This window comes from Ramlibacter albus (assembly GCF_014297445.1).
Taxonomy (GTDB): domain Bacteria; phylum Pseudomonadota; class Gammaproteobacteria; order Burkholderiales; family Burkholderiaceae_C; genus Ramlibacter; species Ramlibacter albus.
Window position 1 is genome coordinate 326156 of record NZ_JACORU010000007.1, and the last position, 14281, is coordinate 340436.

At 66.4% G+C, this 14281-nt stretch carries 11 protein-coding genes; 1 reads left to right on the plus strand and 10 read right to left on the minus strand.

What is annotated here, in order from left to right:
• Positions 1 to 166 precede the first annotated feature (166 nt).
• The 3 genes from H8R02_RS19920 to H8R02_RS19930 are packed head-to-tail and all read right to left on the minus strand — an operon-like array spanning position 167 to position 5500.
• Entirely contained in the window at positions 167 to 2395 is a 2229-nt protein-coding gene (locus H8R02_RS19920; protein WP_187083217.1) for an arylsulfatase, read from the minus strand.
• A 23-nt stretch (positions 2396 to 2418) separates the two neighbouring features.
• Entirely contained in the window at positions 2419 to 3420 is a 1002-nt protein-coding gene (locus H8R02_RS19925; RefSeq protein ID WP_187083218.1) for an MBL fold metallo-hydrolase, read from the minus strand.
• A 10-nt stretch (positions 3421 to 3430) separates the two neighbouring features.
• A complete protein-coding gene (locus H8R02_RS19930) occupies positions 3431 to 5500 on the minus strand; it encodes a TonB-dependent receptor (RefSeq protein WP_187083219.1) in 2070 nt (689 codons plus the stop codon).
• Positions 5501 to 5650: 150 nt separating this feature from the next.
• On the opposite strand from H8R02_RS19930, the gene H8R02_RS19935 reads away from it, so the two are divergent.
• Positions 5651 to 7276 carry a sulfatase family protein gene (locus H8R02_RS19935; RefSeq protein ID WP_187083220.1) on the plus strand — a complete coding sequence of 542 codons (1626 nt, stop codon included), beginning with the start codon at positions 5651 to 5653 and terminating at the stop codon, positions 7274 to 7276.
• Position 7277: 1 nt separating this feature from the next.
• Here H8R02_RS19935 and H8R02_RS19940 read toward each other — a convergent pair whose 3' ends face one another.
• From H8R02_RS19940 to H8R02_RS19970, 7 genes are all read right to left on the minus strand, one after another.
• A complete protein-coding gene (locus tag H8R02_RS19940) occupies positions 7278 to 8237 on the minus strand; it encodes a formylglycine-generating enzyme family protein (protein WP_222622557.1) in 960 nt (319 codons plus the stop codon).
• Positions 8238 to 8304: 67 nt separating this feature from the next.
• A complete protein-coding gene (locus tag H8R02_RS19945; RefSeq protein WP_187083221.1) occupies positions 8305 to 8694 on the minus strand; it encodes a C-glycoside deglycosidase beta subunit domain-containing protein in 390 nt (129 codons plus the stop codon).
• Positions 8695 to 8710: 16 nt separating this feature from the next.
• On the minus strand, positions 8711 to 9694 hold the full coding sequence (locus H8R02_RS19950; protein WP_187083222.1) for a sugar phosphate isomerase/epimerase family protein: 984 nt from the start codon (positions 9692 to 9694) through the stop codon (positions 8711 to 8713).
• Positions 9695 to 9727: 33 nt separating this feature from the next.
• Positions 9728 to 10909, minus strand: coding sequence for a Gfo/Idh/MocA family protein (locus H8R02_RS19955; protein ID WP_187083223.1), 1182 nt, complete (start codon positions 10907 to 10909; stop codon positions 9728 to 9730).
• Entirely contained in the window at positions 10909 to 12600 is a 1692-nt protein-coding gene (locus H8R02_RS19960; RefSeq protein ID WP_187083224.1) for a GMC oxidoreductase, read from the minus strand. Before H8R02_RS19960 ends, H8R02_RS19955 begins: the two co-directional genes overlap by 1 nt.
• A 2-nt stretch (positions 12601 to 12602) precedes the next feature.
• Entirely contained in the window at positions 12603 to 13184 is a 582-nt protein-coding gene (locus tag H8R02_RS19965) for a gluconate 2-dehydrogenase subunit 3 family protein (protein WP_187083225.1), read from the minus strand.
• Positions 13185 to 13214: 30 nt separating this feature from the next.
• Positions 13215 to 14270: a sugar phosphate isomerase/epimerase family protein gene (locus H8R02_RS19970; protein ID WP_187083226.1), complete on the minus strand. Its 1056-nt coding sequence runs from the start codon at positions 14268 to 14270 to the stop codon at positions 13215 to 13217.
• Between the last annotated feature and the right edge of the window lie 11 nt (positions 14271 to 14281).

Sequence of the window (14281 nt, forward strand, 5' to 3'; positions counted from 1 at the left end):
CATAGCTGCAGAACTCGCTACTACTTCCATCCGCGACGCAGCACCGAGGTACCTCAAGACCGGAGACCTCATGACATTGGGCATCGAGGGACTCGGCGAGCCGCGGCAAAAGGTCGTCAAGTTCAAGGCCGCCTGATGCGCTTGCCCGGCGCACTGCCAGTTGCTCTCAATGAAGGACCAGCTCGATCTTTTCGATCTCTCCGTGGTACACGAATGCTCCGTCGCGTCCGTCCGGCAGCGGCGCGTTGAACGATCGCCCGAGGCCGACACCCCCCGATGGCATGTGCGTGATCGGGTGTGGGATCTGCCCCTGAACAGGTTCCTTGGCGTCAACCGAAAGCGATACCGCGAGAGGATCTCCACGACCCGCGCCGGGACTGACTTTCACGGTGATCGCGTGCCGGCCCGGCGTGAGCTTGTCGCCGCGGATCGTGATCGGCGCGAACGGCTTGGCCAAGTAGTGGAAAGTCGGGCGGCCATCGACGAAGTGCAGGCCCCAGCCCGCCGTCAAGCCGCCCTGGCTGATGATCGTGCCATCTGCTGCGCCTGCGGGCACACTCACGTTCGCGCTCAAGGTGAAGGCTGCACCGAGCAAGGCTGGGAATCCCTCGTCTGCCAAGCGATCGACAGAGGCGTGGTACGTGAAGTGATTGCGCCCTCTTGTCCGGAAGGGCTGTGCAGAGGTCCGTACCGGCCTGCCTGAGGGAGCCTCCTTGACCTTGAATCCATTGTCGCGCTCGGCCGCTTCGAATTCCCGCTTCAGCTCCGCAACTTTCTCCGGAAAGGCCGCGGCCAGGTCCTTCGACTGGGAATAGTCCTCGTCCAGCCTGTACAACTCCCATGCGAGCTCGCTTGGCGCCGCACTCTGCGGCTCCCAAATCTGCGGCGGGGGCGTGGTGCCGGCAAACCAGCCGTCCTTGTAGTAGCCGCGGTTGGCGTTGATCTCGAAGTACTGGCTCGTACGACGCGAAGGCGCCGATGCGTCATCGAGCGCATAGAGCAGGCTGATGCCGTCGAGCGGCATCTGCGCTACGCCATCCACCACTGCGGGCGCGGAAACACCGGTTGCCTCGTAGATCGTGGGCGCGATGTCGGACACGAAACCGAACTGCGATCGAAAGGTTCCCGGTGAACGGACATGTCCCGGCCAGACGATCGTCAGGCCATTGCGAATGGCGCCGAGGTGGCCGCTCATCTGCTTCCAGTACTGGAATGGCGTGTTCATCGCCCAAGCCCAACCCACGTTGTACTCGACGGGCTCTCCCGCGCTGCCCATCTGGTCGAGTGTGGCGAGGGCGCGTTCCATCGTGCGCCCCGGGCCCGTCAATGGCGAACCAAGCGGGCCGGCTACGTGGGCTGCTCCGTTGTCCCCGTTGATGTACACGATCAACGTGTTGTTCCAATGTCCATCGGCCTTCAGCGCCGCGAACAGGCGCCCGAGCTGGGCGTCGAAGTACGCGCTCTGTGCTGCCGCGACTTCCATCGTGCGGACCGCGACCTTGCGCTGGTCGTCGGTCAGGCTGGCCCAGGCCGGGACGGAAGCCGGGCGGGGCGTCAACACTGCGCTCGGCGGGACGACACCCTCCTGCTTCTGGCGCGCGAAAGTCTGTTCGCGCAGTCGGTCCCACCCCAGGTCGAACCGCCCCCGGAACTTGGCAATCCAATCCGCGGGCGCTTCCAGCGGAGCGTGAACGGTCCCGGTCGCGAGATACGTGAAGAACGGCCTGTCCGGCGCGATCGACTTCTGCGTGCGCATCCAGTCGATCGCGTGGTCGACCAGGTCACGGTCGAGGATGTAGCCGGGAGTGTCAGGTCGAGGGACCGGCGTCGTGTTGACGTAGAGCGTGGGGTTCCACTGATCGGTCTCGCCGTTCATGAAACCGTAGAAGTAGTCGAAGCCCAAGCCCGTCGGCCAGCGATCGAACGGGCCCGCCGCGGTCAATTCCCACCGTGGCGTCACGTGGACCTTGCCGAACCACGAAGTCGCATAGCCATTGAGCTGGAGGACCCGGCCCATCGTGGCGGCCGACTTCGGCATGACACTCGAGTACCCCGGTTCGTTGGTTGCCGTGTCGATGATCGAACCGACGTTGACCCTGTGCGGGTTGCGGCCCGTCAACAGCGATGCGCGCGTTGGCGAACACTGGGCCGTCGTATGGAACTGGTTGAACCGCACCCCCTCACGCACCAGCGCGTCGTAGTTCGGGGTCGGCACGGGCCCGCCGAAGGGACTGTTCATGGAAAACCCCACGTCATCGGCCATGATGACGATGACGTTGGGGCGGGCTTCGCGCGGAACCTGTGCGGGCACTTGCTGCGCGCCTGCCGGACGGTGGCCGAGCAGGAGTACCGCGCAGACGACGGCGGCGATGGACGATGCGAACGGTGGCCGCATGAGAGTCCCCGACTACGTCGCTATCAAAAGCGTGCGAGGTCGCGCGCCGCCTTGACTGTCCCCTTGAAAAACGGCGTGATGCCGCCGATCAGCTTCGCGATGGCCTTGTCATCCGGCGGAATGGGAACGTAGTGCGTCAGCACCACTTCCTTCACGCCGGCCTCTGCCGCGAGCTTGCCGATTTCGGACGGCTCGAGGTGGCTCTTGCGCATGCGCTCGGCCGAACCCTGCGCGAATTTCGCTGCATCGCCCCTCAAGACGCGCAGGAGTTCTTCCTGGATCGCCTCGGGATCGACGACTTCGGTGACGAGGACGTCGGCGCCCTTGGCGAGCCGGGCCAGCTTTGGCGTCGGCGCGCTGTCGCCTGTGTACACATAGCTGCGGCCGCGCGCCTCGACGCGGAAGGCAACGGCGTGCGGCTCGTGGCCGGCCGCGATCGGCGTGGAAGACGGGACCAGGTAGTGCTCCACGCTGATGCTCGTGACGCGGACGTTTTCGTCCTCGTAGACCAGCTTCGGTTCATTCATTTCGGCCGGCAGGTCCGTCGTCTTGAACGCCGTAGCCAGGGGCGGATTGCCCGGCCCCACGACCGGGTACGACGCATCAACGGTCGCGCGGTTGGCGGCGACCAGGCCGTTGACCATCTCCACGGTGCCCGGAGGACCGAAGATCGGCAGCGGCTCGCGGCGCCCACGGGCCCACTTCGCCAGCATCACCTGCCCCAGGTCGGCGTTGTGATCCGAGTGGTGGTGCGAGATGAAGACAGCGCGCACGCCTTGCGTGGGCAGCTTCGCCAGCGCCATCTGCCGAAGCACTCCGTTTCCGAGGTCGAAAAGGTAGATCGCATTGCCGACGACGAGCGCGTTGGAGATCTGCGCCGCTTCGGGATGCAGGATCGGGCCGCCGGCGGTGCCGAGCGTGACCCATTGCACGGCCGCGGCGTCGCCGTCCGCGGCTTGTGCGGGCACGGCAAACGCCAGCGCCCAGCCCAGTACGCCTGCCGACAAGTACCTGGAAAACGTCATGGCCTACCCGTCAGAAATCGATCTTGGCATTGAAGCGCACGGCGCGGACCATGCCGACACCGTAGACGCCGTTGGCGATCGAGTTCCAGTATCTCCTGTTCGCCACGTTGTCCACCGAGGCCTGGAAGCTGACCCGCTTACCGGCGATGTTGCCCACATAGCCGGCTCCGAGCTCGTACAGCCCATAGCCGGGGATGTAGCCCTGTTCCTGGTTGTTCACTGCGCGCCTGGAAATACCGCGGGCAGTGGCGCGCAGCGTCAGTCCGGGGAGCGCCGAGACGCGGTAGGCCAAGGTCACGTTGCCGTTGAGGCGGGGCGAGTTCTCGGGAACGCGGCCATTGATCAGCGGCTCGAGCGGGGAAATCTGCTTTGCCTTGAGCCACAGCAAGGACCCGGACAGGTTCCACGCCGGCAGGAAAGCATAGTTACCGGTGAACTCGACACCCTTGTAGAGCGCTTCGCCACTGTATCCGTAGACGTTCGTCGTCGGGTTGGTGACGGCGTTGGCGCGCGAGATCTCGAAATACGAGGCGTTGAGCGCAAGCCCCTTGATCGAGCTGTCGCGAATGCCGACCTCCTTCTGCCTGGAAATCGTCGGGTCGAGCTGCACCGCGGCATTCACCGTGCCCACCGGCGCGACCGGGCCACCCTCGAGGCCGGTCATGTAGCTGGCATACACCGTCGTCGTCGGCCGCACTTCGTAAAGGACCCCGACCGCCGGCGAGTTCACCGAGCTCTTGGTCGTCACTGTGCCGTTCGTCTCGTCATCGTAAGTGCGGCGCACGCCGACGACGAGCTTCAGTTGGGGCAGCAAGCCAATCGTGTCGGAGGCGTACACGGCCCTCTCCCGGCTTGTCTGCAGCGGATTTTCGCGCGGGGCGCCGGTGAGCTGGGCCACGGGAATCTTGATCGGGTCGAAGATGTTCTGCCGGGTCGCGAGCGTCAGGTTGTAGATGTCGTAAGCCCTGAGGTAGCGAGTGGTATAGGAGGCACCCACCGTTAAGTCGTGCCGGAACCTCCATGTGTCGAAGGTTCCGATCAGGTCGGAACGGCCGAAATTCAGGTGGTTGCTGTTACGCGTGTGGTTGAAGGTCAGGACGCCGTTGGCCCCGGTCACGGCGTTGTATTGGGCGACCTGGCCGACTCCCCGTTCACGTTCGGCTTCGTTGCGGCCGACCTGCACGAGTGCGCGCCAGTCGTCGCTGAACTTGTAGTCCACCCGGGCTTGCAAGTTGTCCGCGCGCGGATGATAGACATCCCAGTTGCCGCCCGGTCCCCACAGGTTTTTCTGCGGGTCCGGCACCCGGGTGATCGGGACCACGCCGTTGACGGCCGGCAGCAAGCGGATGCCTACCTGCTCCGCCACGTCGCGATGGATCCGTTCGCCGGCCAGCTCGACGTTAAGACGATCCGAGACGCGCCAATCGGTGGCAAAGGCCACGAAATACCCGCTTCCACCGAGGTCGTGTATGCCGTTTTCGAAGTGCGTGGCCGACGCGTTGACCCGGACCCCGAACTGCTTGGCGTCGCCGAAGCGGCGGCCGATGTCCACGTTGGCGCCATACTGGCCGAAGGCGTTTGCCCCGAGGCCGACCGTGGTGACATCACGGGCGCCGGCGCGTTTGGGGATGAGGTTGATGATGCCTGCCGGGCTTGCGATCCCGTACAGCAGCGCGTTGGCGCCCTTGAGCGTTTCGATCCGCTCCTTGTTTTCGGTCGGCACGCTGGCGACCACGCCGTAGGGCATGCCGCCGTCCATCCGGAAGCTGTTGGCGAAATTGAGCCGGATGCCGCGGATCGAGTAGCCATCCAGCGCCGAGCCGCTCGATTGCAGCGGGACGACACCAGCCTGGTTGCGGATCGCCTCTCCGTAGCCTTCCTGCGACGCTCTCGTCAGCGCCTCTCCGGAAACCACTTCCTTGCTCACGATGCGTTCGGCCGCATTGGCCGCGCGCGGGGTGGTCTGGGCCTCGTTGGGGCCGGCGTCGGGCTGAGCGACCTGCTGGGCGTGCGCGGCAGCACAGAGCAGGCTCGCGGCGGCGGCGGTCAGGGTCAAGGAAAAGCTGTTCCGTCGTTGCATGTGGGGCTCTTTCTCAAAAAAGGCGGTCGGATGACCACGCCGGGTCATGGATGAGGGTAAAGAATGGTAAACGCTTTCCCAACGCCTTAAACTAGTAGTTTCCCTATGACAGATATTACAAACGAGTGCTGGCTGTAGGGCGAAAATGCGTTGCCCGCATGGAAGTCGTGCATTCATTTTCCCGTCCGCTCGGCGGAACGTCGAAGGGAAAGCGCTTGCACATTCCGCCGCCTCTCACCCACCCACCGAGGAAACACCATGAATCCCTCTTCGATCGACCGCCGCAAGGTGCTTGGCGCCCTCTTCCTCGCGCCGCTGGCCGGATGCGCCGGTCTCGACCAGCCAGCGCCGAAGAAGCAGCCGAACTTCCTTTTCCTGCTTCCCGACCAGCACCGCTTCGACTGGCTGAGCGGCAATCCGGGGTTGCCCATCAAAACGCCCAACCTCGACTGGCTGGCTGAACGCGGCGTGCGTTTCGCGAAGGCGTACTGCGCGTCTGCGACCTGCGCTCCTTCGCGCGCGGCGCTGGCCGCCGGCCGCGACTACGACCGGTGCGGTGTCGGCGGCAACTGGGCCGACTACCCCAGCGGCCAGCCGACGTACTACCGCAAGCTGCGCGAGAGCGGCTACCACGTCGCTGCCTGCGGCAAGCTCGACCTCAGCAAAGGCTCGCACGACTGGGGCGTCGACGGCCGCAATCGCATGCAGGAGTGGGGCTTCACCGAGATGGTCAACAACGGGGGCAAGGGCGATGCGGTGACTGCGTGGTTGCGGGCCAACAAGAAGCCCGTAGAGCCGTACATGGCCTATCTCGGCGCAAAGGATCTCGCCGCGGTCCATGCCGCCGACACCGAGTCCCGTGGCGGCGGCCGGACCACGCCGCGCGAGGTCCAGTACAGCCGCACGTATCCGACGCCGCTTTCCGAGGATGACTATGCGGACAACTGGGTCGGCCGCACCGCCGAAGGAATGCTGCAGCGGTTCCCCAAGGACAAGCCCTGGCACCTGGTGGTCAACTTCAGCGGCCCGCACGATCCCATGGACATCACCTCGGCGATGGAGGCCACGGTGCGTGGACGCACGTTCGCCCAGCCCAACGCGAACACGCAGCTGGCGCCCGAAATCCACAACACAATCCGCCAGAACTACACCGCGATGGTCGAGAACATCGATCGGTGGGTCGGCAAACTGATCGAAGGCGTGCGGCAGCGCGGCGAACTGGACAACACGGTCTTCGTCTACTCGAGCGACCACGGCGAAATGCTCGGCGACCATGACCGCTGGGCGAAGACCGTTCCGTACCAGCCCTCGGTCTGCGTGCCGCTGATCGTCGCCGGGCCCGGAATGGTTGCCAGGCGCAGCGACGCCCTCGTCAGCATGATCGACATCAGCGCGACGCTGCTCGACTACGCAGGCGCCCAGCGCCCGGAAGGCATGACGGCCCAGTCACTGCGTCCGCTGCTCGAAGGAAAGTCGGCGCTCCATCGAACGCACGTGACATCCGGGCTGATGGGTTGGCGCATGGTGACCGATGGGCGCTACAAGCTGATCCGGGGCTTCGACCCTGCGGCTCAAAAGACCGAGGCGGACGTCTATCGAGCCGGCAACGAGAACCAGCACAAGTTCGTGCTTTTCGACCTTGCCCGCGACCCGCTGGAAAACGTGGACATCGCGGCGGCGAACCCGGATATCGTCGCGCGCCTGGCAGCCTTGCTACCGGCGCAGAATCCGGACCCCAACTTCGGCCGCGCACCGCGCGGCACGCGGCCCGATTGAGTTACGCGCGCACGACGCAGCGGAAGCCGATGTGCGACGTGCTGCTGTCGATGGCCTGCGCGTGGCGCGACGCGGGCCTGTAGCGCTGGCAGTATCCGACCGCGCACAGGTGCGACCCGCCTTTGCAGACACGCCGGCCGAGCCGGGTGGAAGCGTCGCGGGGATCGGTGCTGTCCGCCTGGCTGCCACCGCGAGGGTTCTGCGGCGCACAGCCGCAGCCGGGGGCTTTCTTCGCGAGCATCGTGGCGGGAACGAACCAGTCATCCGTCCATTCCCACACGTTGCCGATCATGTCGAAGAGGCCGTAGTCGTTGGAAGGATAGCTGCGGACCGGCGACGTCCGTTCATAACCGTCTTCGCAGGTGTTGTTCCAGGGAAACTGGCCCTGGAAGTAGTTCGCCAGCATCCGTCCACCCGGCGCCAGCTCGTCACCCCACGCGTAGTCGCGGTCCTCGTGGCCGCCGCGGCAGGCACGCTCCCATTCGGCTTCCGTCGGCAGCGCCTTGCCGGCCCACGCTGCGTACGCCGCAGCATCACGATGGGTCACATGGACGACGGGGTGATCCTCCAGGCCCGCGAGGGACGAGCCGGAGCCCAGCGGGTGGCGCCAGTCTGCGCCCACGCGCCACTGCCACCATTGCGATATGTCGTCCAGCCGCACGCGCTGCCGGGGCGACACGAACACGAGCGAGCCCGGCTGCAGCAGCGCTGGATCGACGCCTGCATAGGCGGCCGGATCGAGGGGCTCTTCGGCGAGCGTGACGTAGCCCGTGGAATCGACGAAGCGCTTGAACATCGCGTTCGTCACCGGCACTTCGTCGATCCAGAATCCGTCGACGCCGACGGTCCGCACCGGCGCCTCCTCCGGATAGAAGTTCTCGCAGCCCATCCGGAAGCGACCCCCCGGAATCCAGCGCATGCCAGACGGGCCGTCGCCCGGAATGTTTGAAGTCGTCGTCATGATCAAGATCGTAGCGGGGCAGCCTGTTCACCTGTGCAGGGGCGGGGCGCGGTGTTCCTTCGCTTGCTCAGCAGAGCGTCATCCGGAGCGTGCAGGTCGTCGTCGGCACCCACGGCAGGTACGAGATCCGCAGCTGCTCGGCGACCGTCACTTCGTGTTCTCCCGCAGGCAGGCCACCAGCGTGCATCACGCTGACCCGTGCGATTTCGCCGAACTCCCAGCGTTCGCCGGTCGCGGTCTCCATCTCGTCGAGGGTCCAGGTGCGGCCGCGCACGGTAAACCGGACATCCTCGCGCGCAGCTTTCGCTCCGTCGACGGTCACCGCGATGTCCTCGACGATCGAGATCCACTGCCCGCGGTAATAGGGCAGGCGGACTCCGATCTCGTAGCCGGCGACGCGACCGCCCTGCTCGAAATTCGCAAGCGATCCCGGGACGATGACATGCTTGTCGTACATCGGCGTTGCTCCTCGTCTACTTCTCGCCGAGCAAGCGACTGAACAGGACATGCTGGCGGCGCACCTGTTCGCGGCCGTCGACCTCGAAGGCATCCTCGATGTGGCGCTGCCCTTCGTACTCGCTGCTCAGGTGGCCCCGAAAGCCGCCTTCGGCCAGCACGGCAATGATCTCGTCGTAGGGAATCGACGGTTCGACACCGGCTTCGTCGATTTCGTAGAACTTGGCGTGGATATGGAAGATCCACGGCATGAACTCGAGCATGCGCTTCGGGTTGCTCCAGATGTTGTGGCGCGTCGTCTCCGCCATGGCCAGGTCGACGGCGTTCGCGCCCATCTTGCGCACGTCCATCAGCAGGTAGTCGGTCAGCATGCGGTGCTCGAAAGCGTCGACGATGTACTCGGCAATCTTCGGCGTCGCCCCCGTGCGCAGGAAGCGGTCCCGGAAGACGGGCGGGTAATGCTTGCAATACATGCCCATGTCCGGGATGTAGCCGACGTGGTCGGAGCCCGTGGCGCGCGTGAGCTCGGTGTAGCGCAGGATCCAGGGGTGGTCGAAGTGGAACGGCGAGTGAACCTCGATGCCCATGCGGGTGTCGAGCTGCTCGGCCAGCGGCACGCAGGCCACGACGACCTCGGGCGGCGTGTTGACGATCACACGCAGGACATTGCAGCCCAGGCGCTTCGCGACCTTCAGGTCCCGCTGCAGGGATGCCACCATTTCGTCGAAGGTCAGCTTGCGATCCTTGTGCAGCTTCGTATCGAGGAACATGTCGTGGCACACCGGATAGGCGCCGTGCCGCTCCAGCGACGCGAACCACGCGTCCACCTGCGCCTGCGGGATGTCCGGAAAGCCGGTGAAGCTCTGCTCCGGCAAGACTTCGATGCCGCGTGCGCCGAGACCGGCCGCATGGGCAATGCAGTCGTCGAGCGTCATCTTGCGCAGGAAGACTTCGTACTGGTAACTGTAGAGGCTGACGCCCCGCTTGATTTCGTGTTTCATCGCGCGGCCCGAATTGCAGACGGTCGGACTCTTTCAGGCGGGCATCGTTACCCAGCAGCCGCCTGCGCGCGAGGAGGCGACCGCAGCTTCGACGAACTGCAAGCCGCGCAGGCCGTCGGCAACGGTGGGGAAGTGCGAGTCGCGTGGCGCCTTGGCTTGCCCGCGCGCCCGCGCGGCGCGCAGGTGATCCGCAATCTCGCGGTACAGCGTGCCGAACGCTTCGATGTAGCCCTCCGGGTGACCGCCGGGAAGGCGGCTGACGCGTGCCGCCGCCGCATTCGCCGCGGGCGTGCCGCGACGGATGATCTGCGTCGGCTGGCCGAGCGGCGACCAGAGCAGCTCGTCGGGTTGCTGCTGCCGCCATTCGATGCCGCCGCTGCTGCCATAGATGCGCAACCGGAGGTCGTTGGCGTGGCCGGGCGCGACCTGGCTCGCCCACAGCGTGCCGCGGGCGCCGTCGGAGTAGCGCAGCATCACCTGCGCGTTGTCGTCCAGCAGACGACCGTCGACGAAGCTGGTGAGTTCGGCGCAGATGGCGGTGGCCTGCTGTCCGCTGACGAACTCGGCAAGCTGGAGCGCATGGGTGCCGATGTCTCCGATGCAGCCGCCCGCGCCGGCCCGCGCCGGGTCCGCGCGCCAGTCGGCCTGCTTGTTGCCGGAGCGCTCGATGGGTTCGGCGAGCCAGTCCTGCGGGTACTCGACCTGCACGACACGGATGCGGCCCAGCGCGCCGTCCTGCACCATCTGCCGCGCGTGGCGGACCATCGCATAGCCGGTGTAGTTGTGCGTCAACGCGAAGACCAGGCCGCTGCGCTCGACGAGGTCGCGAAGGGCTTGCGCCTCGGCGGCCGTGGCCGTGACGGGCTTGTCGCAGATGACGTGGATGCCCGCCTGCAGGAAGGCCGTCGCGACCGGCGCGTGCAGATGGTTGGGCGTCACGATGGCAACGGCCTCGATGCCGTCCGGGCGCGCCGCTTCGGCGACGGCCATGTGCGCATAGTCGTCGTAGATGCGGTCCTCGGCGAGCCCGAGCGCGAGGCCCGATCGGCGCGCCTTCTCCGGCGTCGCGGCCAGCGCCCCGGCGACCAATGCGTAGTCGCCATCGAGACGCGCCGCGTAGCGGTGCACCGCGCCGATGAACGCTCCTTCGCCGCCGCCCACCATCCCCAACCGGATCGGTGGTGGTGCTGTGCCCGGGGTCGAACCTGCCGCCATTACACCGCTCCGGCCTTGAGCTGAGCCACCGCGTGATCGACCGCGCGCGCGGTCAGCGCCATGAACGTCAGCGACGGATTCACCGTGCCGGCAGACGCCATGGCCGCGCCGTCCGTGACGTAGAGGTTCGGCACGCCGTGCACCCGGTTGCGTGCGTCGAGGACGCTTTGTTCCGGGTCGTTGCCCATGCGGGCACCGCCCTGGACGTGGACGGTGATCCCGGGCGTCGAGCCGACGCGCAGGGTGCGGACGCCCTGCACGCCGGCGGCCTCCAGCATCGTCTTGCACTCGCGCATCGCGTCCGCGACCATCTTCTCTTCGTTGTCGCCGCGCCTCACGTCGAACCGCAGCTGCGGCAGGCCCCACTTGTCCTTGGCGGCCGGGTCGAGCGTGATGCGGTTGTCCTTGCGCGGCAGGCTCTCGCAGAAGCCGCCCATGAAGACGATCCACGGCCCGAGCGAGGCCAGGCGCTTCTTGTAGCCGGCGCCGAAATCATCGCCCTCGCTGGCCTGGTCGGTCCAGCCCATGCGCGTGCTGCCGCCCTGGACGACGTAGCCGCGATCGAAATCGACGCCCGCATCGCGGCCCTTGAGGTTGCGGAAGCGGGGCATGTAGAGGCCGTTGGCGCGGCGGCCGTAGAAGTAGCGATCCTCGAGGCCCGGCAGGACGCCGAACGCGGCGCCGGAATCGTGGTCGCAGATGTAGCGCCCGAGGACGTCGCCGCGGTTGCCCAGCCCGTTCGGATGGCGCTTCTCCGCCGACTGCAACAGGATCTTCACGCTCGCCTCGGTGCCCGCGTTGAGGAACACCAGGCGGGCCGTATGGACACGGCGTTCGCCGGTCTTGGCGTCGATGGTCTGCACGCCGCTCGCGCGGCCGGTCTTCTCATCGAGCAGCACACGCTCGACGAGCGTGTCGGTGCGCACGGTCAAGAGGCCGGTCTTCTGAGCGTCGGGCAGGCTGGCCGACAGGCTGCTGAAGTAGCCGCCGAACGAGCAGCCGCGCTGGCAGATGTTGCGGTACTGGCATGGGCCGCGGCCGTTGTGCTCGCGCGTGAGGTTGGCCGTGCGGCCAATCGTGACGTAACGCTCGGGCCAGCGCTGGCGGACTCTCGTGCCGACGACTTTCTCGGCGGCCGTCAGCTCCATCGGCGGCAGCAGGTGCATGTCCGGGAAGTGCGCGAGGCCCAGGTTCTCCCCGCTGATCCCCATGTAGTCCTCGACGTGGCCGTACCAGCGTTCGATGTCCTTGTAGCGGATCGGCCAGTCGCTGCCATGGCCGTCGGCCTTGTTGGCGGAGAAGTCGATATCGCTCCAGCGGTAGCACTGCCGGCCCCACAGCAGGGACCGCCCGCCGAGCACGCCCGAGCGGATCCACGAATAGGGCTGCGCCTGGACGTAGGGCTGCTCGGAGTCCTTGACCCAATGGTGCTTGTTGAACCAGTTGAACTGGCCGAAGGGCTGGCGAGACTGGATCGGGTAGTCCCGGCCGATCTCGTCGCGGTCGAGCACGCCGCGGAACTTGGCGTCCCACGGTGTCGTCCACTCGGTTTCGTATTGCTTGTGCTCCAGGGGCCGGCTGCGTTCGAGCACGAGAACCTTCAGGCCACGCTCGGTGAGTTCCTTCGCGGCAAAGCCGCCGGTCATGCCGGAGCCGACGACGATGGCGTCGAAATCGTATTGGGTAGTCATGATCAGAGCTGCATCTGGCGGTTCCAGGTCTTCACGTCGACGTCGCCCTGGAACCGTCCCGGGACCGCGACATAGGCCAACTCGGCCTCGATCCCCACCTTGCTGGTGAAGTAGCCGACCGTGATGAGGTCGCGCGCCTTGTGGAAGAACGGGGCCGCGGGATCGGCGATGCGCGCGTCGAGCCCGAAGCCTCGCGGGGAATACCCCTTCACGCCTTCGCGCAACGCGCCGAAGACCTCCGCCTGCTGGGCCGCAGTGGCCTGCGCGAACCTGGCGCCGAACCTGCGTTGCGCATCGGCGTCGAGCGCGCGCAGCCCGTCGCCGAAAGCCGTCCGTTCGGCATCGGTCATCCAGAGCCTGTACATCTCGGCAACGAACGCCGGCACGCCGGCCTCGATCGCACCGGGAGTGTCGGTCTTCGGTATCACCGTCTCGCACAGGGCCGACAGCGTGCCCATCAACCCGTCGCCCAGCGGCGCGCCGGGTCCCGCATCGGGGCGCTCCGCCGCCGCATGGGCCATCCTCACCGCGAGCGATTCGCCCATCCAGAAGGCCGCGCCGGCCGCCAGGGCGATTCGTTGCATCAAAGTCCGTCGATCCATCGTCCTTCTCCTTTACAGCCCGAGCAGGCGTCGCACCTGCGCGGCGTCGCTGGCACCGCCCGCGAAATCGTCGAACGCCTTGTCGGTCACCCGGATGATGTGGTCGCGGATGAAAGGTGCGCCTTCGGCGGCGCCCTGCTCCGGGTGCTTCAGGCAACACTCCCACTCGAGGACCGCCCAGCCGGGAAAGTCGTACTCCGCCATCTTGGAGAACACGCCTCGGAAATCGACCTGGCCGTCCCCGAGCGAACGGAAACGACCGGCCCGCTGCATCCAGGGCTGGAACCCCGAATACACGCCCTGCCGGCCGCTGGGGCGGAACTCCGCATCCTTCACATGCATGACCTTGATGCGCTCGTGATAGATGTCGATGAACTCGAGATAGTCGAGTTGCTGGAGCAGGAAGTGCGAGGGGTCGTACGCGATCGCGAGGCGCGGGTGATGGCCGGTGCGCTCCAGCAGCATCTCGAAGGTCACCCCGTCGAACAGGTCTTCGCCGGGATGGAGTTCGAACGCGACGTCGCAACCCGCCTCGTCATAGGCGTCCAGGATCGGCCGCCAGCGCTTGGCGAGCTCGTCGAACGCCGCTTCGACGAGGCCCGCAGGGCGCTGAGGCCAGGGGTACAGGAAGGGCCAGGCGAGCGCGCCTGAAAAGCTGATGCTGGCCGTGAGGCCCAGGTTCCGCGATGCCTTGGCCGCCAGCAGCATCTGCTCGATCGCCCAGCGCTGGCGCTCCGCCGGTTTGCCGCGCAGCGCGGGCGGCGCGAACACATCGAACGCCTCGTCATAGGCCGGATGCACGGCGACAAGCTGCCCCTGCAGGTGCGTGGAGAGCTCGGTGATCTGGATGCCGCTTTCGCGCGCGATGCCGGCAATCTCGTCGCAGTAGGTCTTGCTCTCCGCGGCCTTGGCAAGGTCGAACAGGCGCTTGTCGCCGCTGGGCAGCTGAACGCCCTTGTAGCCCAGCGATGCGGCCCACTTCGTGATTGCCGGCCACGTGTCGAACGGTGCCTGGTCGCCCGCGAACTGGGCGAGAAAGATTGCGGGTCCCTTGATGGTCTTGGCCATGAAACGCTGAT

Bases quoted from the DNA above. Each gene is read 5' to 3' on its own strand.
- H8R02_RS19945 (WP_187083221.1), bottom strand. From the start codon at position 8,694: ATGTACGACAAGCATGTCATCGTCCCGGGATCGCTTGCGAATTTCGAG.
- H8R02_RS19920 (WP_187083217.1), bottom strand. From the start codon at position 2,395: ATGCGGCCACCGTTCGCATCGTCCATCGCCGCCGTCGTCTGCGCGGTA.
- H8R02_RS19965 (WP_187083225.1), bottom strand. From the start codon at position 13,184: ATGCAACGAATCGCCCTGGCGGCCGGCGCGGCCTTCTGGATGGGCGAA.
- H8R02_RS19960 (WP_187083224.1), bottom strand. From the start codon at position 12,600: ATGACTACCCAATACGATTTCGACGCCATCGTCGTCGGCTCCGGCATG.
- H8R02_RS19930 (WP_187083219.1), bottom strand. From the start codon at position 5,500: ATGCAACGACGGAACAGCTTTTCCTTGACCCTGACCGCCGCCGCCGCG.
- H8R02_RS19955 (WP_187083223.1), bottom strand. From the start codon at position 10,909: ATGGCGGCAGGTTCGACCCCGGGCACAGCACCACCACCGATCCGGTTG.
- H8R02_RS19940 (WP_222622557.1), bottom strand. From the start codon at position 8,237: ATGACGACGACTTCAAACATTCCGGGCGACGGCCCGTCTGGCATGCGC.
- H8R02_RS19950 (WP_187083222.1), bottom strand. From the start codon at position 9,694: ATGAAACACGAAATCAAGCGGGGCGTCAGCCTCTACAGTTACCAGTAC.
- H8R02_RS19925 (WP_187083218.1), bottom strand. From the start codon at position 3,420: ATGACGTTTTCCAGGTACTTGTCGGCAGGCGTACTGGGCTGGGCGCTG.
- H8R02_RS19970 (WP_187083226.1), bottom strand. From the start codon at position 14,270: ATGGCCAAGACCATCAAGGGACCCGCAATCTTTCTCGCCCAGTTCGCG.